Raw genomic sequence first — 21552 nt, 5'->3', positions numbered from 1 at the left:
ATTATTGTTGTAACAATGCCACTATGGATAGCGCGACGACCATGCCCTCCGGGGCTGCCAGGATGAAGAAACATCTTCGCCGGTTCGCGCGCAATGGCCGTCTGGCCTCGCTGGTCGAAATCGCGACGATGCTGCTGTTCGTTGCCGTGGCGGGGCTGACCTATCATCTCCTTTCAGGGCCAGGCCAATCCTATACGCTGTTGACGCCTCCCATCGTCGCCCTGCTACTTGTCGCCAACCTCGTGCCGGCGATCGCGCTGCTCGTGCTGCTGGGGCGAAGGGTCGCGAAACGGCGTGCCGCCCAATCGGCGATAGGCAGCGACGGGCAGTTGCATGTCCGGCTGGTCGCCATGTTCTCGATCGTCGCCAGCGTTCCGATGCTGCTGGTCGTGATCTTTGCCTCGCTCCTATTCCAATATGGCGTGCAGTTCTGGTTTTCGGACAGCGCACGCGGAATGCTTCAGAACGCCACGGATCTGGCGCGCGGATATTATGAGCAGAACCTGCGTGAAGTCGGTGATGAAACGGTCACCATGGCCGGGGATCTGCGCGACTATCTCGGCCAGTCCGAGGTTTCCAGTCCTCGCTTTGCCGAAGGTTATATCTATCAGGTCGTCACGCGAAAGCTGAACCGCTCCGCCATCATCGAGGTGGGAAAGGACGGCGTCGCCCGCACCGCGGCCACGGTCGATCCCGATAGCCGTCCCGCGGCCGAGATGCTGTCGCCCGACGTCGTGAAGCGGCTGGCGGCAGGCGAAAATGTGGCCGTGGACGCCAAACCCAATCAGATCGAAGCAGTGACCCTGCTCTATCCCGGCCGGCGCATCTATCTCTATGCGACACGCGATTCCGGTTCTTCGGCATTCAGCAACGTCGAGCGGGCGCAGAAGGTGCTGGCGGACTATGATCTTTTTGCGGCGCAGTCCCGCGCCCTTCAGCTTCGCTTCAACATGGCGCTGTTCGTAGGGTCGCTGCTGCTGGTGGGAGTCGCGGTGTATATCGCATTGGCTGTCGCCGACTGGATGGTCCGGCCCGTTAACGAGCTTGTCACGGCCGCCCGGCGGATCACCGCAGGCGACCTTTCCGCTCGCGTCACGAGTCCGTCCAGCCGGGACGAGATCGGGACGCTTGCATCGGCATTCAACCGCATGACGCAGAGGCTGGAGGCGCAGACGGGGGCGCTGGTCGCCGCAAACAGCCAGCTTGACGAGCGCCGCGCCTTTATCGAAGCCATTCTTTCCGGCGTGAGCGCGGGCGTCCTTTCCGTGGATCGGCAGGGTATCATCCAGTTGCTGAACAGTTCCGCCGGCGCGATCCTGGCACAGGATGACAACGATCCGGTGGGGCGGCCCCTGGTCGAACTGGCCCCGGAACTGGCCGAGATGATCGCGTCCGATGACGATGCCGGAATCGTGCAAGTGCGCGCCAATACGGACATCCGCACCTTGGCGGTGAAGGTATCCGCCGATGCCTCCAGCTACATCCTGACATTCGACGACATCACCCAGCAGCTGTCCGATCAGCGCCGGGCGGCATGGTCGGATGTCGCGCGCCGCATTGCGCATGAAATCAAGAACCCCCTGACCCCGATCCAACTTGCCGCCGAACGTCTCCAGCGCCGCTACGCCGATGAGATAAGCAGCGACAAGGCAACGTTTTCCCGCCTGACCGGAACGATCGTGCGTCAGGTGGGAGACCTCCGCCGCATCGTCGACGAATTTTCGTCCTTCGCGCGGATGCCCAAGCCGGTTTTCCGCAGGGAAGCCATAGGCGATATAGCCCGTCACGCCCTGTTCCTGCACGAGGTCGCGCATCCCGAAATCAGGTTCCGGTTCGAATCGGATGCGGAAGATGTCGAATTGGTATGCGACCGTCGGCAACTGGGACAGGCTTTGACGAATATCGTCAAGAATGCGGTCGAAGCTATTGAACCCAAAGCCTCTGCCGGTGATGGAAAGCTGCGAGGCCATATCGTCATGTTGTTGATACGGGACGGCGATAATCTCGTCGTGGAAGTCCGCGACGACGGCATCGGACTGCCGCCGGAGCGGGACCGGATATTGGAACCCTATATGACCACGCGTTCGAAGGGGACGGGTCTGGGGCTCGCGATCGTCAAGAAGATCGTCGAGGAGCATATGGGCGAAATCCGCTTCGACGACGCGGAAGGAGGAGGGGCGCGAGTCACGCTGCGCTTCCCGATCGCGGCACTGGAAAAACTGGAAGATGGACAGGCGGCAACCCCGCCTAAAGGAAAAGTAACAGCCAATGGCGCTTGATATTCTGATAGTCGACGATGAAGAGGACATTCGCGATCTGGTCGCGGGGGTTCTAGAAGACGAGGGGTTCACGACCCGGACCGCCGCCCATAGCGATGCGGCTATCGAGGCCCTGGATTCCCGGCGTCCTTCGCTCGTCCTGCTCGACGTCTGGCTGCAAGGCTCGCGAATGGACGGTCTTGACCTTCTGGATGAGGTCAAGCGCCGCGATCCTACCATTCCGGTCCTGATGATTTCCGGTCATGGCAATATCGACACGGCCGTCGCCGCGATCCGCAAGGGAGCAACGGATTTCATCGAAAAGCCCTTTGAGGCCGACCGGCTCTTGCACCTGGTATCGCGGGCCACCGAGACGGAACGGCTGCGTCGGGAAAATCAGGTCTTGAAAGCCCGCTTCGGTCAGGACGACGAATTGACCGGAAGCTCGGCCGCCATCAACGCCGTGCGCGCCACGATCAAGAAAGTGGCAGGCACGGGCAGCCGCGTCCTCATTTCCGGTCCGGCGGGCGTGGGCAAGGAAGTCGCTGCCCGCATGTTGCATAACTGGAGCGGGCGGGCCGATGCGCCCTTCATCATCGTGGCGGCCGCCCGCATGGACCCGGATCGCGTCGAGGAGGAACTGTTCGGCGTGGAGGATCCCAGCGGTCTGGTCCGGCCGGGTTATCTGGAACAGGCGCATGGCGGCACGCTCTATCTGGACGAGATCGCCGACATGCCGATCACGACGCAGGGCAAGATCCTGCGCGTTCTTACGGACCAGAGCTTCACGCGTGTCAGCGGGCAACGGCAGGTTAAGGTGGATGTGCGCGTCATATCGTCCACGGCGCGCGACCTTGCGGTTGAAATCGAGGAGCGGCGGTTTCGCGAGGACCTGTTCTACCGTCTGAACGTCGTGCCGCTTACGATTCCGCCCCTGGCGGAGCGTCGGGACGACATCCCGCCTCTGGTCGAACATTATCTCGCCCGGTTCGCCGCTGATCGGCGCGTACCATCGCCCGAGATCGCCAGCGATGCCATGGCCGCCTTGCAGGCGAATGAATGGCCGGGGAATGTCCGTCAATTGCGCAACGTGATCGAGCGCACGATGATTCTGGCGCCCGGCGATCGGATCGGCCGTATCGAACTGGACATGCTCCCAGCCGAGTTGACGAGCAACGGCGGAGAGGAGGGGATCGGACAATCCGCCATCATGGGTGCCCCGTTGCGCGAAGCGCGCGAGAGCTTTGAACGGGAATATCTGCGCATTCAGATCAGGCGCTTTTCGGGCAATATCTCCCGCACAGCAACCTTCATCGGGATGGAGCGCTCCGCTCTGCATCGCAAGCTGAAGCTCTTGGGTATCACGGAAGGCAAGGATAGCTGATCGGATGCCGGGTGGACGACCCTTCGCAATTGCGGTAATGTCCATCCGTTTCCGATTGGCGGAAGCAGGCAAGATATCCTGCCCAGGGATGCGCGTGCGGGTAACGTCCCGCCAATAAAGGACTGGCGAAGACCATGGCCGATAAAGTGAACAATCTACAGGATATTTTCCTGAACAGCCTGCGCAAGAGCAAGACCCCGGTAACCATGTTCCTGGTCAAGGGCGTCAAGCTGCAAGGCATCATCACCTGGTTCGACAATTTTTCCGTGCTGTTGCGTCGCGACGGTCAATCGCAGCTTGTCTACAAACATGCGATTTCGACGATCATGCCCGCGCAATCCATGGACCTGGCCGATATTCGCAAGGCGGGCGAGGGCAATGGCAAACCCCGGCTGCTGCAGGAGATTTTCCTCAACGCGGTGCGGACGTCAGGCAGTCCGGTGACGATGTTCCTTGTAAACGGCGTCATGTTGCAGGGAGAGATCGCAGCTTTCGATCTTTTCTGCATGTTGCTGGAACGCGACGGCATGGTTCAGTTTGTCTACAAGCACGCCATTTCCACGGTGCAACCGCTCCATTCGATCGATCTATCCGGCGAAGGGGAAGACTGATCCCATTGGTCTTCCTCGTTTGTTCATCTCAGGCCTGCGGCGGCTAGGTTCGCATGGCGACCTTCAACCGTGATTCCTCCGATGAGGTGAGCCGCGGCGCCCGGGCGGTCGTGGTGCGGGCGGAGACGCAGGGCGCGGAGCGACGGGACAGCGATGCGCGCCTTGAAGAGGCCAAGGGGCTTGCGCTGGCGATCGGCATCGACGTTTGCGCGGCCCAGGCCTTCCGCGTTCGCGACCGCAAGCCCGCGACATTGTTCGGCAGCGGACAGGTGGAAAGCATCGCGGCGCTGGTGGAGGCGGAAGAGGCCGAACTGGTCATCGTGGACAATGGCCTCAGCCCGGTCCAGCAAAGCAATCTTGAAAAGGCGACCTCCGCAAAGGTGATCGACCGCACCGGCCTGATCCTGGAAATATTCGGCGAACGTGCGGCCACCAATGAAGGGCGCTTGCAGGTCGAACTGGCCCATCTCGACTATCAGGCGGGCCGGCTGGTCCGCAGTTGGACTCACCTTGAACGGCAAAGGGGCGGGTTCGGCTTCCTGGGCGGTCCGGGCGAAACGCAGATCGAGGCCGACAGGCGCATGATCCGTGATCGCATGGCCAAGATCCGCCGCGAACTGGATCAGGTGACGCGCACGCGCGGCCTGCACCGCGCCCGGCGGCAGCGCGCGCCCTGGCCGGTGATCGCACTGGTCGGCTACACCAATGCGGGCAAGTCGACCCTGTTCAACCGCCTTACCGGCGCGGACGTCATGGCTCAGGACCTGCTGTTCGCGACGCTCGATCCGACGATGCGGCAGATCGCGCTGCCGGGACTGGACAAGGCGATCCTGTCCGACACGGTGGGCTTCGTTTCCGATCTTCCCACGCAGCTTATCGCAGCCTTTCGCGCCACGCTGGAGGAGGTGCTGTCGGCGGACATGATCGTGCACGTCCGCGATATCGCGCATCCCGACACGGAAGCGCAGCGGGATGATGTGATCGATGTGCTGCGCGAACTGGGCGTTGCGGGAGATGGCGGCGAAGCCGATAGCGCTTCACCTGCGATCATCGAGGCTTGGAACAAGCTGGACCTGCTGGACCCGGAAGCGGCGGCCTTGACGCACGAAGTCGCGGCGCGGCGGGATGACGTGGTGATCCTGTCTGCTCTGACAGGCGAAGGCATTGACGCGCTTCAACGGACGATCGGCGCGCGGCTGACGGCGGGGGCCATTGTTCATGCGTTGCATGTTTCGCTGGCCGACGGGGCGGCGGTTGCGTGGTTGCATGAGCATGGCGAGGTATTGTCCAGCCGCTCGGAGGCGGGCGAGATGATCGTGGAGGTGCGCCTGTCGGATTCGGCCATGGCGCGTTTCCTCAAGAGACGCGCGGATTAGGACTCCTTGCCCTTGGCGCGTTGCCAGAGGACTTCCTTTGCATCCAGCGGGAGAACGGAAAAGCGCTCTCCGGCCATGTCCTCCATCTGGCGGAAACGGCGTTCGAACTTGCTGTTGGCCGCGCGCAGGGCGACTTCGGGATCGACCTTCATATGGCGGGCGAGATTGACCACGGCGAAGAGAAGGTCGCCGATTTCCTCCTCCTGCTCCTGAGGGGAGGTGGCGGCTTCGACTTCGGCCAGCTCCTCCATGATCTTGGCTCGGACGCCCTGCGTGTCGGGCCAGTCGAAGCCGGTGCGGGCGGCGCGCTTCTGGAGCTTTTCGGCGCGGAGCAGGGCAGGAATGGCAACGGCGACGCCGGCAAGGGCGCTGGGGTCGGAGTCCTTCTCCGCCCGTTCGGCGGCCTTGATCGTTTCCCATTGGGCGTGACCGTCCTCGCGCCGGGCGGTATCGCCAAAGACATGGGGATGGCGGCGGATCATCTTGGCGGTGATGCCGTCGATCACCTCCTGCAAGCGGAAATGGCCCGCCTGTTCGGCCATGCGGCTGTGAAAGACGACCTGTAGCAGAAGGTCGCCCAGTTCATCGCGTAGCCCGGCCATATCATTGCGTTCGATCGCATCGGCGACTTCATAGGCTTCCTCGATGGTGTAGGGGGCGATGCTGGCGAAGTCCTGTTCGATGTCCCAGGGGCAACCGGTTTCGGGATCGCGGAGACGGGCCATCACGGTGGCGAGGGGCATGATGTCGGCGGGGCTGGCTTTGGAGTGGATGGGCATGGGATGGAGAATCCAAGAATGAAATAGCGAAGAGTTGAGATTTAAAAGTGCGGGGCGGCCCGGGGGCAAGGCGATTTTCCTATTTCCTATTTCCGGCGGAGAGGAAAGATCGCGGACAGGACAGTGAGGGCGCTGCCGATCTGGGCGGCGGCCATGTCCTTTTGCGGATCCCATATGTCCCCTTGCTGCCCGTTATAATAGTCCGCCGTCCCGCCTGCCGCGATCAGGGTCAGGAGCCATTCGAAGATTTCATAGAGCGCGCTGCCCAGGCCAATGGCGGCGAAGGCGAAAAGGACGCTCCAGACGCGGGTGAGGCCGCCATGGCGGCGGGCGGTTTCCGCCAGCGGGCCGGTGAGAAGCGCGCCGAAGGCGAAGTGGACGAGGCGGTCATAGCCGTTGCGGCGGAGGCCGAAGACCGTGGAAATATCCCGCCCGGCCAGCATCCGCGCCCAGTCGTCATAGGGGACGTAGGAATAGATGTACCGCGCGCCCAGCGTGTGCAGGAACAGGAACAGGGCGATGCACATCACGGCCCGGTCGGAGAGGGGCCAGCGGCGCAGGAGCCATGGCGCGGCGAGAAGGAGAAGAACGGTGGGACCGTGCTGGAGCGGAGCCAGATCGGGATAGGGCTGCGCGATGTTCGCGAGCGCGACGGCGACGAGCAGAAGCGCGATCATCCAGCGCTGCCGTAGTGGAAGAGCCTTCCAGACGGCAGCGCCGGGGATCATGGCGTTGGGCCTCAGCCCTTCTTGAGGTGGCGCCGGCCCAGCAGTTCGGCGATCTGCACGGCGTTCAGCGCAGCGCCCTTGCGAAGGTTGTCGCTGACGCACCAGAGGGAGAGGCCGTTGTCGACGGTCGAATCCTCGCGCACGCGGCTGACGAAGGTGGCATAGTCGCCCACGCATTCGACGGGGGTGACGTAGCCGCCGTCCTCACGCTTGTCGACGAGCATGATGCCGGGCGCTTCGCGCAGGATGTCCTGGGCTTCCTTGGCGGAAATCTCGTTCTCGAACTCGATGTTGAGCGCTTCGCTATGGCCGACGAAGACGGGCACGCGCACGCAGGTCGCCGTGACCTTGATCCTGGGATCGAGGATCTTCTTGGTTTCCGCGACCATCTTCCATTCTTCCTTGGTCGAGCCGTCGTCCAGGAAGACGTCGATGTGCGGGATCACGTTGAAGGCGATCTGCTTGGTGAACTTCTTCGCCTCCGCCGGATCGCCGACAAAGATGTTGCGCGACTGTTCGAACAGCTCATCCATGCCCGCCTTGCCCGCGCCCGACACCGACTGATAGGTGGCGACGACCACGCGCTTGATCTTCGCGGCGTCATGCAGGGGCTTCAGGGCCACGACCATCTGCGCGGTCGAGCAGTTGGGGTTGGCGATGATGTTCTTCTTCTTGTAGCCGTCGATCGCGTCCGGATTCACTTCGGGCACGATCAGGGGCACGTCCGGGTCCATGCGGTAGAGCGACGAATTGTCGATCACCACGCAGCCCGCCGCCGCCGCCCTGGGGGCATGTTCGGCCGTCGGCCCCGAACCTGCGGCAAACAGGGCGATGTCCCATCCGGTGAAGTCGAAATTTTCGATATTCTTGCATTTGAGCGTCTTGCCGGTGTCACCGAAATCGACATCGGTGCCATGCGACCGGGGCGATGCAACCGCCGCGACCTCGTCAATCGGGAACTCGCGTTCGGCGAGAATGGTCAGCATCTCGCGGCCCACATTACCGGTGGCACCAACGACGACGACCTTATAACCCATGACTAAACACTCCACTCCATGCAAAATTGCGGAGTGGGGGCCATAGCGCTGTGGCGCCATTTGTCCAGCGGGAAGCGGTTTATTGCGGGAAAGTCCCGCTTTCCCCGATGAACTTTGCGCAAAGGGGGGCTTGCATATTTACAGTCGGGCGATAGCGGTTTGCCGCCATTTTCCGCCATTCAGTTCCGTCATCCCAGCGAAAGCCGGGATGACGGAAGAAAGTTCGCTGGCATGATGGAAGAAAGAGGGCCTGCGCAACGTCTGCAAACCACCAGCAAGAGCGGTCATGGCTCGACCGGGCCGGTGCCGTGGCGGTCGAGGAAGTCCTCTATCGTGCGCCAGAGGTGGACGCTGATGCCGGGACCGCCGACGCGATGGGTCTGCCCCGGATAGGCCATCATCTCGAACGGGATGCCCGCGCCCTGCATCTTCGCCATGATCGCGGTGGCGTTGTCGAACACGACATTGTCGTCCGACATGCCGTGGATGAGGAGCAGGGGGTCCTTGATCTTCACGGACTCATCGACCGCATCGGAAGCCGGGTAGGCGCTGGGCTTGTCCTGCGGCTTGCCCAGATAGCGTTCGGTATAATGGGTGTCGTAAAGCTCCCATTTCGTGACCGGCGCGCCCGCGATGGCGGCGGAAAAGACGCCGGGGGCCTTTTCCAGCAGCTTCAACGACATATAGCCGCCATAGGACCAGCCATAGGTGGCGATCCTATGCGGGTCGACATAGGGCTGGCTTTTCAGCCATTCCACGCCCTTGAGCTGATCGTCCACTTCCACGGTGCCCATGGCGCGATGGATGTGATCCTCGAACGCCTTGCCACGGTCGGGCGTGCCGCGATTGTCGATGGCGAAGACGATCCAGCCCTTGCTCACCAGATATTGATAGATGGGCGCCCCCCACTGGTTCGTGACCTGCCGTCCGCCGCCGGGTCCGCCATAATGGAGCATGAAGACGGGGTAACGCTGGCCCGGCTTCAGCGGCGGGGTCATGATGCGGGCGTGGAGCGTCGTGCCGTCGGCGGCTTTCAGGGTGGAGAAGCGCGTCTTCGCATGGGCGGCGAGATAGGGCGCGTAGGGATGATCGCCCCGGACCGCATTCTCCTCCAGCCATTGCAGTTGCCTGCCTTCGGTATCGGCGAGGTAGACCTGTCTGGGCTGGTCGGCGTTGCTGCGGGAGACGACGATGCGGGTCGCCCTGGCGTCCATCACGGCGTCATTCCACCAGCCGTTCCGGGTGAGCTGGCGGAGCGGACCCGCCTTGGCGAGGGGAGCGGCGTAGAGCTGCTGTTCCAGCGGGGTTTCCCGGTTGGCCGTGAAGTAGACGAGGCCCTTCGCCTCATCGACGCCGACGATGTCGCGGACTTCCCAATCGCCGCTGGTGAGGGGCGTCCATCGGCCGCCCCGGACATGGTAGAGATGGCCATGGCCGGTCTTTTCCGACCACCAGAGGAAGCTGCCGTCCTTGAGCGAGGTGAAATTGTTGGAAAGGTTGATCCAGCTTTTCGCGGTTTCGGTAAGGATGATTTTCGCCTTGCCCGTCGCGGGATCGACGGCGAGGAGATCGAGGCGGGTCTGGCCGCGGTTTTCGCGCTGGACGTAGAGGGTCCTGCCGTCCTTCGACCAGTCGACGCGGGCGAGGTAGATGTCGCGGTCCGGGCCGAGATCGACTTTCTTCTGGCCGGTGCCGTCGGGTTTCATGACATAGAGGTCGACAAGGGCGTTGGGGGTGCCTGCCGCCGGGTAGCGCTGCTGGTAGACCTTCGTGCCTTCGCCGCCGATGGCGGTGCGGGTGACGATGCCGACCGGGCCTTCATCGACGCGGGCGACGGCGATGAGGGCATCGTCGGGCGACCACCAATAGCCGGTGCGGCGGTCCATTTCCTCTTGAGCCACAAATTCAGCCACGCCCCAGCTTATCGTGTCGCTCGCGCCCTGGGTCAGTTGGCGGGCCTGGCCGCCGATGGGCTGGACGAAGACATTGCCTTCGCGGACATAGGAGACATAGCCGCCCCTGGGGCTGACGACGCCGTTCAGTTCGCCTTCGGGCGTGTCGGTCAGGCGGGCGACGGTTCCGTCCAGCGCAGCGAGATAGAGGTCGCCGTCCACCGGGACGAGGATATGCTTGCCGTCGGGCGCCCAGTCATAGGTGGCGATGCCCGTGCTGCCCGCGACGGAGCGGTCGCGTTCGCGCTGCATCTTTTCCGCTTCCGAAAGGTCCGCGCCGGTGCCGGTCTTCTTCGAATCGACCAGCATCCGCTGCACGCCGGTGGCGGTGTCGACGGCCCAGAGGTCGAGGCGGTCCTTTTCATCCGCGCGCGGCTGGAGCAGGGTGACGAGCGTGCCGTCGGGCGAGAGCTTCAAGGCGCGGGGCTGGGGGCCGGAAAGATCGGGACTGGCGAAGACGCGCTCCAGCGTCAGCTTTTCCTGCGCTGTCGCGGGGAGGGCGGGAGTGGCCAGCAGGGCCGCCAGGGCGGCGGAGCGGGGAAGTTTGGAGGGCATCGTCGTCCTTTCGCCTCGGCGTTTCGCGGAAACGCCGGATCGGGCCGCAGGATTAGCGTGCCTTGGATGAAAAGATCAATGCCGGGACATATTATTCCAGCCATGGCGCCAAGGCCATGGTGGGCGCGACAGGGATTGAACCTGTGACCCCACCCGTGTGAAGGGTGTGCTCTACCGCTGAGCTACGCGCCCGCTGAGGGAGGAGCGCCATTGGCACCCGGCGCGCGGCCTGTCAAGCAGGGGAGCGGGACGGATGCACAAAATGGTTTATGCGCCGCGCGTCTCCGCGCTATAGTCGGCCCGTTATCGAAAAGGAGTGCTTATCCCATGCGTCAAACCGCCGCCCTTGTGATCGCGGGGCTTCTTCTTTCCACCCTGGCTGCCTGCAATACGGTCAAGGGGGCAGGCCGGGATATCGAATCCGTCGGCAGAGCCGGTGAAAAGGCCATCAACTGACCCGGACGGGGGATGCCGGAGCATCCCTCAAGTCTATTGGAGGACGCGGCCGGCGACGGGCGCGTCCTTGAGCAGGCGGACGCCATCGCACTCCGGCTCCCCGCAGTCGCACGGTTCGACCGTGTAGCGGTTGCCGCACATCACCAGCACATCCTGGTCGAAGGAATAGTTGGAAATTCCCGCGCGCTCGACCTTTTCGCGCGCCCTGGCCTTGAGGGACATGCACGTCCTTTCCCTGTTATTGCGATGCACAATGCCAGAGTCGGGGGGCTTGTTCCAGCGCCGCGCGGGGGATCGTCTCCAAAATGACACAATTGGGCGAGCGCCGGGCAATGCTTGCATGGCCGCGTTCTCCATCCCATATGCCGCGCCATGAACGACCAACGCAGCAACGCCATGCCGGTCTGGCATGGCACCACCATCATGTCGGTACGCAAGAACGGGAAAGTCGTCGTCGCCGGCGACGGGCAGGTTTCCATGGGCCAGACGGTGATGAAGCCCAATGCCCGCAAGGTCCGCCGCCTGCATGACGGGTCGGTGATCGGCGGCTTTGCCGGGGCGACGGCGGATGCCTTCACCCTGTTCGAGCGATTGGAGGGCAAGCTGGAGCGGCATAGCGGCCAGCTCATGCGCGCCGCCGTCGAACTGGCGAAGGATTGGCGGACGGACAAATATCTGCGCAATCTGGAAGCGATGATGATCGTCGCGGACAAGGACGTGACGCTGATCCTGACGGGCAATGGCGATGTGCTGGAGCCGCTGAACGGCGTGGCCGCGATCGGATCGGGGGGGAATTTCGCCCTGGCGGCGGCGCGGGCGCTGGTGGACTATGAAGAGGATGCCGAGGTCATCGCGCGCAAGGCGATGGCGGTGGCGGCGGACATCTGCGTCTACACCAACGATCAACTGACCATCGAGGAACTGGCGAGCGCGGCCTGACGCTTGCCTTCCTGCTTCTTTCCTGCGGATTTCAAGACACGATCATGAACGACAACCTGACCCCCAAAGCCATTGTTTCCGCGCTCGACGCGCATATCATCGGGCAGGCGGACGCCAAGCGCGCGGTCGCGGTGGCGCTGCGCAACCGCTGGCGGCGGCAGCGCCTGTCCGCCGAGCTGCGCGACGAGGTGACGCCCAAGAATATCCTGATGATCGGCCCCACCGGCTGCGGCAAGACGGAGATCAGCCGCCGCCTCGCGAAGCTGGCCGACGCGCCCTTCGTGAAGGTGGAGGCGACCAAGTTCACCGAGGTCGGCTATGTCGGCCGCGACGTGGAGCAGATCGTGCGCGATCTGGTCGAGGAAGCCGTGCGGCTGGAACGCGACCGCAGGCGCGAGGCGGTGCGGGAGGCGGCTTCGGAGGCCGCGATGCAGCGGCTGCTCGATGCCCTCACCGGCAAGGAAGCGAGCGAGGCGACGCGCCTGTCCTTCCGCCAGCGGATCGAAGGCGACCAGATGAACGAGGTGGAGGTCGAGGTGGAAGTCGCCGACAGCCCCTCCATGCCGATGGAAATCCCCGGCATGGGCGGGCAGATCGGCATGATCAACCTGTCCGACATGATGTCCAAGGCGTTCGGCCAGCAGCAGAAGAAGCGGCGCAAGATGCGCGTCGCCGAAGCCTGGGACAAGCTGGTCGAGGAAGAGCAGGACAAGCGGCTGGACCAGGACGATGTGGCGCGCGTCGCCATCGCCAGCGCGGAGCAGAACGGCATCGTCTTCCTGGACGAGATCGACAAGATCGCCGTCAGCGACGTGCGCGGCGGATCGGTGAGCCGCGAGGGCGTGCAGCGCGACCTGCTGCCGCTGATCGAGGGGACCACGGTTTCGACCAAATATGGGCCGCTCAAGACCGATCATATCCTGTTTATCGCGTCAGGGGCGTTTCATGTGGCCAAGCCCAGCGACCTGCTGCCGGAATTGCAGGGCCGCCTGCCGATCCGCGTCGAGTTGCAGGCGTTGACCGAGGATGACTTCGTGGCGATCCTGTCCGACACCAAGGCGAGCCTTGCCACGCAATATCGCGCCTTGCTGGCGACCGAGGGCGTGACCATCGACCTGACGCCGGACGGCATCCGCGCCATCGCGCGCATCGCGGCGGAGGTGAACAGCGAGGTCGAGAATATCGGCGCGCGCAGGCTCCAGACCGTCATGGAGAAGCTGCTGGAAGATGTGAGCTTCGAGGCGGAGGACCGGCGGGGCGAGACGCTGGTCGTCAACCAGGCCTATGTCGAGGGGCAGCTCAGCAGCATCGCGCGGGATACGGACCTGAGCAAATATGTGCTGTAAGGAACCTCACGGCCACGCGGAAGGATGACAATGTGAGCGGACCGCATATCCAAATGCTGGAGATCGAGGGTTTCGACGGCCTGCCCATCGCGGTGCATGTGATGGGCGAGGGGCGGGACGTGGTGCTGATCCACGGCTATTTTTCCAACGCCTATACCAATTGGATACGCTACGGTCATGCGGCGAAGCTGGCGGAGCAAGGCTTTCGCGTCATCATGCCGGACCTGCGGGGCCATGGCGAAAGCGGGAAGCCGCATGACGTCGCCGCCTATCCGCCCGATGCGCTGATGCGGGACGGCTTTGCGCTGGTCGAGCGGATGGGGCTGACGGACTATGATCTGGGGGGCTATTCGCTGGGCGCGCGCACGGCGGTCCGCATGGTCGTGAACGGGGCAGCGCCGCGCCGCCTGATCGTGGCGGGCATGGGCCTGGCAGGGCTGGTCGATACCCATGGCAAGGGCGGCTATTACCGCAATGTGCTGACCAACCCGGGCACGTTCGAGCGGGGCACGTCCGAATGGATGACCGAAGCCTTCCTCAAGACGACCAAGGGCGATCCGGTCGCGCTGCTGCATATATTGGAGACGTTCGTGGACACGGCGCGGGAGGAGGTGGCCGCCATTGCACAGCCCGCCGCCGTCATCTGCGGCAGCGAGGATCAGGATAACGGCATCGCGCGCGACCTGGCCGACGCGCTGGCGGACGGACGCTATATCGAAATCCCCGGCAACCATATGAACGCCGTCACGCGCAAGGAACTGGGGCAGGCCATGGCGGACTTCCTCTCCGCTTGACTGTATCGCTGCCCTAAGTCACTCTGGCCCCATAGAGACATCTGCAAGGGGCTGTTTCCATGAAAATGCTTGCTTCGATGGCCGCGCTCGCGGCCGCACTGGTCGTTTCCCCCGCCATGGCGCAACAGGGAACGGCGCCTTCGGCCGCCGACGCCAACGCCTTCCTCGACAAGGCGGAAAAGGCGATGTTCGACCAGTCGCTGATCCAGAACCGGGCGGATTGGATCAACGCCACCTACATCAATGACGACAGCGACGCGCTGGCCGCCTGGTTCGGGGCCATCCGCACGCGCATGACGGTGGATTACGCACTGGAGGCCGCGAAGTTCGCGGAAGCGAAGGGGCTGAGCGAGGAGACGAAGCGGCGGCTGCTGATGCTGCGGACGGCGCTGACGCTCCCTGCGTCGACCACGCCGGGCGCGGCGGATGAATTGAACGCGCTGTCCACGAAGCTGCAATCGGAATATGGTCGGGGCAAGGGGACGCTGCGCGGCCAGCCGATCAACGGCAGCGATATCGAAGCAGCCATGGGCACCAGCCGCAATCCCGACGAACTCAAGGAAATGTGGGTAAGCTGGCACGACAATGTCGGCGCGCCGATGCGGAAGGATTACAGCAGGCTGGTATCCATCGCCAATGCGGGCGCGAAGGAATTGGGCTTTGCCGATACAGGCGCGATGTGGCGGTCCCGCTATGACATGCCCGCCGACGACTTCGCCACGCTGACCGACCGGATCTGGGCGGAGGTGAAGCCGCTCTATGACGAACTGCATTGCTATACCCGCACCAAGCTCAACGAGAAATATGGCGATGCGGTCCAGCCGGACAAAGGACCGATCCGCGCGGACCTGCTGGGCAATATGTGGGCGCAGGAATGGGGCAATATCTACGATATCGTCGCGCCCCAGGGTGTCGGCGACCTTGGCTATGACATCGGCGACCTGCTGACGGCGAGGGGATATGACCCGGTCAAGATGGTGAAGGCCGGGGAAGGCTTCTACAGTTCGCTGGGCTTCACGCCGCTGCCGCAGACATTCTGGGACCGCTCGCAGATCGTGAAGCCGCGGGATCGCGACGTCGTTTGTCATGCGTCGGCCTGGGACCTCGACAACAAGGACGATATCCGCATCAAGATGTGCACGAAGGTCAACAGCGACGACTTCGTGACCATCCATCATGAGCTGGGCCATAATTATTACCAGCGGGCCTATCAGAACCATCCCTATCTGTATCTGGACGGGGCCAATGACGGATTCCACGAGGCGATCGGGGATTTCGTCGCGCTGTCGATCACGCCCGATTATCTGGTGAAGATCGGGCTGCTGGACCCCGCGAAGGTGCCGGGCGCGGACAAGGATATGGGCCTGCTGCTGCGGCAGGCGATGGACAAGGTGGCGTTCCTGCCCTTTGGCCTGCTGATCGACAAATGGCGCTGGGGCGTGTTCGACGGGTCGATCCCGGAAAGCCGCTATGAACAGGCGTGGGACGGCCTGCGGCGGCAATATCAGGGCATCGTCCCGCCGGTGTCCCGCGATGAAACGAAATTCGATGCCGGGGCCAAATTTCATATCCCCGGAAATACACCCTATACGCGCTATTTCCTGGCGCGGGTGCTGCAATTCCAGTTCTTCGAAGCCGCGTGCAGGCAGGCGGGATGGAAGGGGCCGCTGCACCGCTGTTCCTTCTATGGAAACAAGGCGGTAGGGCGGAAACTTGACGCCATGCTTGAAATGGGCGCGTCAAAGCCGTGGCCCGATGCGTTGCAGGCATTCACCGGCCAGCGCGATATGTCGGGCAAGGCGATGCTCGCCTATTTCGCGCCGTTGCAGAAATGGTTGAAAGATCAGAATAAAGGCAAATCCTGCGGCTGGTAATCGTGAAGTAAAGGCATTAATAGGCCGGTCCCGTGAACTCGGCCGCCATTATCCTTGCCCTGCTTTTCTTCACCAGTGCGATCATGGCGATCGCAATGGGTATCGCATGGGCGCAATTCGGGCGGCGGCGTCATGTGCTGAGCTGGATGATCGCCTATGGCATATCGGTCGTCCAATGGGCGCTGAACGGCGCGGGACTGTTTTTCGGCAGTCCATTCCTGATCGGCATGGCGGCGCTGGCGATCATGACCAGCGCGACCTTCACCCTGATCGGCGTGCGCCAGCGCGCGGGGAGAACGGTTCGCTGGGCCGGGCTGCTCATGGTAGGCATCCCGTGCGCCATTGCGGGCTTCCATGCGGCTCTTACAAAGAATGCGCCGCTTCAGGGCATCGCGATCCCGGGATATGCGGGCATATTGATGCTGAGTTCGGCCCTGTCGCTCTGGCCGCGCGGCCGGCGCTTCAGCGCGCCCGAGCTGGCGTTCTTTTCGCTGTTGCTGCTGTTCGCCGTCTTTGAAGGATGCCTGGTGGTGAGCGCGGCATTGAACTGGGGAGGACCGCGCGAAGGCATGGACAGCTATCGGGCGATCATGGCGCTCGGCCTGCCGTCGATCTATGTGGGCACCTGCGTTTCGGCCGTTCTGGTCGTCGCGGGCGATCTGGCCCATGAATTGCGGCGCAGGATGCAGCGCGACGTCCTGACCGATGCGCTCAACCGGCTGGGCCTGGAAGAAGCGGCCGTCCGCGCCATCGCCAACGCCAAGCGGCATGACCGTCCGCTGGCCCTCGTCATTTGCGATCTGGACGGTTTCAAGGTGCTGAACGACAGTTACGGCCATATCGCGGGCGACGCGGCCTTGCGCGGCTTTGCCCGGCTGGTGACGGCCGCGATCCGGCGGGGCGATATCGTGGGGCGGCTGGGAGGCGATGAATTCGGATTGCTGCTGGTGGACAGCGATTCCGCCGCCGCCGCCGACGTCATGGAGCGTATCCGCGCCGAAATCGGCTGCATGATATTGCCGCAGGCGCCCGGGGCGAAATTGCGCGCCAGCTTCGGGATCGCGGACCTGCATGAGGATGACGAATGCCTGGACGACATGGTCGCGCGGGCCGATAGCGCGCTCTACCGGGCCAAGAAGGACGGCAAGGATCGGATCAGCATCTGGCGCGCCGCCGCTTAGGCCATGGCCCGATCAGCGGAAGGGCGGTTCGTTAAAGGCCCTTAATTTGCGGCTGTGCAGTTTCGGCCCTTCCTGACGCAGCAGTTCGCAGGTTTCCAGACCGACGCGCAGATGCCCTGCAATCGCCTCTTCATAGAAACGGTTGGCCTGGCCGGGCAGTTTCAACTCGCCATGGATAGGCTTGTCGGACACGCATAGCAGCGTCCCGTAAGGCACGCGGAAACGATAGCCCTGCGCCGCGATGGTGGCCGATTCCATGTCTATGCCGACCGCCCGGGAAAGGCTGAAGCGCAGCGCGGAATGGGAATAGCGCAATTCCCAGTTGCGGTCGTCCGTGGTCACGACCGTGCCGGTGCGCAGCCGGCGCTTGAAATCTTCGGGCTTTCCGCTTCCCAGGACGGCTTCGGCGGCTTTCGCCAGCGCGACCTGCACCTCCGCGATGGCGGGCACCGGGATTTCGGGCGGCAGCATGGCGTCCAGCACATGATCGTCGCGGAGATAGGCATGGGCCAGAACATAGTCGCCGATCCGCTGGCTGGGACGCAAACCGCCGCAATGGCCGATCATCAGCCACGCTTCCGGCCGCAGGACCGCGAGATGGTCGCAGATCGTCTTGGCGTTGGATGGGCCGACGCCGATATTGACCAGCGTTATCCCGCTGCGGTCCGGGGCGATCAGGTGGTAAGCGGGCATCTGGTGCCTGCGCCATGCGCTGTCGGCTATCATCCGCGCCGGTTCGGCGGTTTCCGGCGTCACATAAACGCCGCCCGCCCCCGAAAGGGCGGTGAAGCGGCTGCCGGGCCGCTGCATTTCCTCGCACGCCCAGGATACGAATTCGTCCACATAGCGATGATAGTTGGTGAAGAGGATGTAGCGCTGGACATGCTCGGGCGGCGTGCCGGTATAATGTTTGAGGCGGGCAAGGGAGAAATCCGTCCGCAACCCGTCGAACAGGGCCAGCGGACGGTCGCCCTCCGCATCGGGCGCGAAGAGGCCGTCCGCGATCTCGTCGCCTATTTCGGCCAGTTCCGTCGCCGGGAAATGGCGCGCCAGTTCCGTCGGGGGCATGCCGTCCAGAGCGCTGGTGTCAAGACCGTCCAGCACATAGGGGAACGGGATCTGCTGGTCGCTGGCGCCGGTTTCCACCTCCACGCCATAGTCGCGCACCAGCAGGTCGATCTGTTCGGCCAGATAGGCCGCGAACATGGCCGGTCGGGTGACGGTCGTGACGTAACGGCCCGGCTTCGACAAGCGCGCGAAGGACCGCCCCGGCGGCGGCGCATCGGCATCGCCGCGATGGATGATCCGCAGTTCCGGATAGCAGAACCGCGTCGCTCCGCCGTCCCGCGCGGGCGGCGCTCGCCCGTCCAGGGTATAGCGGCGCATGGCTCCGCGCAGATCCTCAACCGATTTCCGGTAGATTTCGTCGAGGCGGGCGACGGCGATGCTGCCAATGCTTTGTGTCATCGACCGTCATCTACCGCAGGGATCAAAGCTGTCCGAGCATATGTTCGGCGGATGAAACCTTGAAATCTCCGGGGGATTCCACATTCAGCTCCTGCACGACGCCATCCTTGACGATCATCGAAAAGCGCTGGCCGCGCGTGCCCATGCCGAATTTGCTGCCGTCCATGACAAGGCCCACCGCCTTCGCGAAATCGCCATTGCCGTCGGCCAGCATCGTGACCTTGCCCTGCGCGCCGGCCGACTTGCCCCATGCGTCCATGACGAAAGCGTCGTTGACGGCGGTGCAGGCGATTTCATCGACGCCTTTCTGCTTCAACGCGTCGGCCTTTTCGATGAAACCGGGGAGATGCTTGGCGGAGCAGGTCGGGGTGAACGCGCCGGGCACGGAAAACAGCGCCACGGTCCTGCCCGCGAAAAAGGTGTCGGAATTGACCTGTTCCGGCCCGTTTTCCGTGATCTTCGCGAATGTCGCGGCGGGAAGGCGATCGCCTTTTGCTATGGTCATGCCGTTTTCTCCTGGCCCGTGAAAAGTGGGAGGTCGGCGCTGGCGCCCTCCATGTCAAGGGCCTCCCTGTCGAGGGGGACCGGCGGCGCGCGTCCTTTCGGGCGCGTCGCCTTTAAGCCGGGACGAAGGGCCTTTGGCGGCGGGGAAACAGTGGGTATAGTCGACTCATGTATGATGTGCGTTTCTATGGCGGGCAATTCCTGCTGGCCCTGCCCGCAATGACGGATAGCCGGTTCGACCATTCCGTCATCGCGCTGTGCGTTCACGATGAGAATGGCGCGCTGGGCATTGCGGTGGAGGAAGAGATGGAAGGGGTCGGCCTGCGCGATCTTCTCGAAAGTTTCGATATAGACGCGTCGGGCGTGCCGGATCGGCGCGTGCTGCGCGGCGGCCCCATCGAACCGCGCCGGGGCTTTGTGCTCCATTCGCTCGATTGGGCGGGGCAGGAAATGATCCAGGTCGGGCGCAAATGGGGCCTGTCCGGCTCGCTCGACATATTGAAGGCCATCGCCGCGGGAACAGGGCCGAGCCGCTATCTGGTGGCGCTGGGCTATGCGGGCTGGACGGCGGGCCAGTTGGAGAAGGAAATGACCGGCGATAGCTGGTTCCTCGCCGATGGCGATCCGGATATCCTGTTCGAAACCCCGGCGGAGAAGCGATGGTCCGCCAGTTTCGCGGCGGCGGGGATCGACGCATCCCATCTGGTGTGCGGCGCGGGGTCTGCCTGAAACGTCCCTACATAAAGAAAACTTTATATCGAGTTGCCACGACGCGCGCCGGTTGATAAAGCGGCGGGCATCTTCGGCGTCCGCCGCGCTGGCGGCGTCGGCCAATTCTAGTTCGATGGAGACTTCCCTTGGCAACCGCTCCCGCAGCCCAGGCGCAGGATTATGTGATCCGCGACATCAGCCTTGCCGATTTCGGCCGCAAGGAAATCGAGATCGCCGAAACCGAAATGCCCGGCCTCATGGCCCTGCGCGACGAGTTCGGCGCGGCCAAGCCGCTGAAGGGCGCGCGCATCACCGGGTCGCTGCACATGACGATCCAGACCGCCGTGCTGATCGAGACGCTGGCCGAACTGGGCGCGGAGATCCGCTGGGCATCGTGCAACATCTTTTCCACGCAGGACCATGCCGCCGCCGCCATCGCCGCGCGGGGCGTTCCCGTCTTCGCCGTGAAGGGCGAGACGCTGGAGGAATATTGGGACTATGTGATCCGCATCTTCGATTGGGGCGACACGACCTGCAACATGATCCTGGACGATGGCGGCGACGCCACCATGTTCGCCCTGTGGGGCGCGCGGGTCGAGGCGGGGGAAGAGCTGTTCGCGCCGACCAATGAGGAAGAGGAAATCTTCGTCGCGACGTTGAAGCGCTTCCTGGCGGAACGTCCGGGCTATCTGACGCAGACGGTGAAGGCCATCAAGGGCGTGTCGGAGGAAACCACCACCGGCGTCCACCGCCTTTACGAGCTGGCGAAGAAGGGCAAGCTGCCCTTCCCGGCGATCAACGTGAACGACAGCGTCACCAAGTCGAAATTCGACAATCTTTATGGCTGCAAGGAATCGCTGGTCGACGCGATCCGCCGTGCGACCGACGTGATGCTGGCGGGCAAGGTCGCCTGCGTCGCGGGATTCGGCGACGTCGGCAAGGGTTCGGCCGCATCGCTCCGCAACGGCGGCGCGCGCGTGCTCGTCACCGAAGTCGATCCGATCTGCGCGTTGCAGGCGGCGATGGAAGGCTATGAAGTTGTGACGATGGAGGAAGCGGCGACCCGCGCCGACATCTTCGTGACGGCCACCGGCAATGCCGACGTCATCACCGTCGACCATATGCGGGCGATGAAGAATATGGCGATCGTCTGCAATATCGGCCATTTCGACAGCGAGATACAGATCGCGGGCCTCAACAACATGAAGTGGACCGAGATCAAGCCGCAGGTCGACGAGGTCGAATTCGCCGACGGCAAGAAGATCATCGTGCTGGCCAAGGGCCGGCTGGTGAACCTGGGCTGCGCGACGGGCCATCCCAGCTTCGTCATGTCGTCCAGCTTCACCAATCAGGTGCTGGCGCAGATCGAACTGTGGACCAAGTCGGACGAATATAAGAACGAAGTCTACGTCCTGCCCAAGCATCTGGACGAAAAGGTCGCCGCGCTTCACCTCGAAAAGCTGGGCGTGAAGCTCAGCAAGCTGACGCAGAAGCAGGCCGACTATATCGGCGTCGGCGTCGAAGGGCCGTTCAAGCCCGATCACTACCGCTATTGACCGGGCAGGGGGAGGGCGTTGCCTTCCCCCTCCTTCCATTCTCC

Annotated in this window: 19 protein-coding genes and 1 tRNA gene; 12 read left to right on the top strand and 8 right to left on the bottom strand. The window is 63.4% G+C overall.

Going from position 1 to position 21552, the window contains the following annotated elements; genetic code table 11:
- Window positions 1-23 precede the first annotated feature (23 nt).
- The 4 genes from IQ35_RS00425 to hflX all read left to right on the top strand — a co-directional run bounded on the left by IQ35_RS00425 (window position 24) and on the right by hflX (window position 5629).
- Window positions 24-2279 (top strand): sensor histidine kinase, encoded by a 2256-nt coding sequence (locus tag IQ35_RS00425; RefSeq protein ID WP_145071554.1) that lies wholly within the window; start codon window positions 24-26, stop codon window positions 2277-2279.
- Entirely contained in the window at window positions 2269-3642 is a 1374-nt protein-coding gene (gene ntrX / locus IQ35_RS00420) for a nitrogen assimilation response regulator NtrX (protein WP_021246576.1), read from the top strand. The genes IQ35_RS00425 and ntrX overlap by 11 nt, the downstream gene beginning before the upstream one ends.
- A 134-nt stretch (window positions 3643-3776) precedes the next feature.
- Window positions 3777-4253: an RNA chaperone Hfq gene (gene hfq / locus IQ35_RS00415; RefSeq protein WP_145071552.1), complete on the top strand. Its 477-nt coding sequence runs from the start codon at window positions 3777-3779 to the stop codon at window positions 4251-4253.
- A gap of 53 nt (window positions 4254-4306) precedes the next feature.
- Window positions 4307-5629 (top strand): GTPase HflX, encoded by a 1323-nt coding sequence (hflX, locus tag IQ35_RS00410; protein WP_145071550.1) that lies wholly within the window; start codon window positions 4307-4309, stop codon window positions 5627-5629.
- Here the strand turns inward: hflX and mazG are convergent.
- From mazG to IQ35_RS00385, 5 genes are all read right to left on the bottom strand, one after another.
- Window positions 5626-6408: a nucleoside triphosphate pyrophosphohydrolase gene (gene mazG / locus IQ35_RS00405; protein WP_021246579.1), complete on the bottom strand. Its 783-nt coding sequence runs from the start codon at window positions 6406-6408 to the stop codon at window positions 5626-5628. The genes hflX and mazG overlap by 4 nt on opposite strands.
- Window positions 6409-6494: 86 nt before the next feature.
- Window positions 6495-7136 carry a DUF2238 domain-containing protein gene (locus IQ35_RS00400; RefSeq protein ID WP_031292053.1) on the bottom strand — a complete coding sequence of 214 codons (642 nt, stop codon included), beginning with the start codon at window positions 7134-7136 and terminating at the stop codon, window positions 6495-6497.
- Window positions 7137-7147: 11 nt separating this feature from the next.
- Window positions 7148-8173 carry an aspartate-semialdehyde dehydrogenase gene (locus tag IQ35_RS00395; protein ID WP_021246581.1) on the bottom strand — a complete coding sequence of 342 codons (1026 nt, stop codon included), beginning with the start codon at window positions 8171-8173 and terminating at the stop codon, window positions 7148-7150.
- 284 nt (window positions 8174-8457) lie between these two features.
- Window positions 8458-10680 (bottom strand): S9 family peptidase, encoded by a 2223-nt coding sequence (locus tag IQ35_RS00390; RefSeq protein WP_021246582.1) that lies wholly within the window; start codon window positions 10678-10680, stop codon window positions 8458-8460.
- Window positions 10681-10797: 117 nt separating this feature from the next.
- A tRNA-Val gene (locus tag IQ35_RS00385) sits at window positions 10798-10872 on the bottom strand.
- A gap of 135 nt (window positions 10873-11007) precedes the next feature.
- On the opposite strand from IQ35_RS00385, the gene IQ35_RS00380 reads away from it, so the two are divergent.
- Window positions 11008-11136, top strand: a complete 129-nt coding sequence (locus IQ35_RS00380; RefSeq protein WP_021246583.1) for an entericidin A/B family lipoprotein — start codon at window positions 11008-11010, stop codon at window positions 11134-11136.
- Window positions 11137-11169: 33 nt separating this feature from the next.
- On the opposite strand, the gene IQ35_RS00375 is transcribed toward IQ35_RS00380, so the two are convergent.
- Complete coding sequence (locus IQ35_RS00375; RefSeq protein ID WP_021246584.1) at window positions 11170-11358, bottom strand: hypothetical protein; 189 nt, start codon at window positions 11356-11358, stop codon at window positions 11170-11172.
- Window positions 11359-11532: 174 nt separating this feature from the next.
- Here IQ35_RS00375 and hslV point away from each other — a divergent pair, with 174 nt between their 5' ends.
- The 5 genes from hslV to IQ35_RS00350 are packed head-to-tail and all read left to right on the top strand — an operon-like array spanning window position 11533 to window position 17270.
- Entirely contained in the window at window positions 11533-12075 is a 543-nt protein-coding gene (hslV, locus tag IQ35_RS00370; RefSeq protein WP_031292055.1) for an ATP-dependent protease subunit HslV, read from the top strand.
- Window positions 12076-12119: 44 nt separating this feature from the next.
- On the top strand, window positions 12120-13421 hold the full coding sequence (gene hslU / locus IQ35_RS00365; RefSeq protein ID WP_145071548.1) for an ATP-dependent protease ATPase subunit HslU: 1302 nt from the start codon (window positions 12120-12122) through the stop codon (window positions 13419-13421).
- 53 nt (window positions 13422-13474) lie between these two features.
- Window positions 13475-14215 carry an alpha/beta fold hydrolase gene (locus IQ35_RS00360; protein ID WP_145071846.1) on the top strand — a complete coding sequence of 247 codons (741 nt, stop codon included), beginning with the start codon at window positions 13475-13477 and terminating at the stop codon, window positions 14213-14215.
- A 59-nt stretch (window positions 14216-14274) separates the two neighbouring features.
- Complete coding sequence (locus IQ35_RS00355) at window positions 14275-16089, top strand: M2 family metallopeptidase (RefSeq protein WP_145071546.1); 1815 nt, start codon at window positions 14275-14277, stop codon at window positions 16087-16089.
- Window positions 16090-16121: 32 nt separating this feature from the next.
- The gene (locus IQ35_RS00350) at window positions 16122-17270 is read left to right on the top strand and encodes a GGDEF domain-containing protein (protein ID WP_145071544.1); all 1149 of its coding nucleotides are present in this window, start codon (window positions 16122-16124) and stop codon (window positions 17268-17270) included.
- A gap of 12 nt (window positions 17271-17282) precedes the next feature.
- Here the strand turns inward: IQ35_RS00350 and IQ35_RS00345 are convergent, their stop codons facing one another.
- Window positions 17283-18737, bottom strand: coding sequence for an AMP nucleosidase (locus IQ35_RS00345; protein ID WP_021246590.1), 1455 nt, complete (start codon window positions 18735-18737; stop codon window positions 17283-17285).
- Window positions 18738-18759: 22 nt separating this feature from the next.
- A complete protein-coding gene (locus IQ35_RS00340; protein ID WP_145071542.1) occupies window positions 18760-19242 on the bottom strand; it encodes a peroxiredoxin in 483 nt (160 codons plus the stop codon).
- 167 nt (window positions 19243-19409) lie between these two features.
- Here IQ35_RS00340 and IQ35_RS00335 point away from each other — a divergent pair, with 167 nt between their 5' ends.
- Both IQ35_RS00335 and ahcY read left to right on the top strand, forming a co-directional pair.
- The gene (locus IQ35_RS00335) at window positions 19410-19970 is read left to right on the top strand and encodes a YqgE/AlgH family protein (RefSeq protein WP_021246592.1); all 561 of its coding nucleotides are present in this window, start codon (window positions 19410-19412) and stop codon (window positions 19968-19970) included.
- Between the two features lie 128 nt (window positions 19971-20098).
- A complete protein-coding gene (ahcY, locus tag IQ35_RS00330; protein ID WP_021246593.1) occupies window positions 20099-21508 on the top strand; it encodes an adenosylhomocysteinase in 1410 nt (469 codons plus the stop codon).
- Window positions 21509-21552 lie beyond the last annotated feature (44 nt).

This window comes from Sphingobium wenxiniae (assembly GCF_007830065.1).
Classification (GTDB): Bacteria; Pseudomonadota; Alphaproteobacteria; order Sphingomonadales; family Sphingomonadaceae; genus Sphingobium; species Sphingobium wenxiniae.
This window is presented reverse-complemented; position numbering and strand designations above follow the sequence as displayed.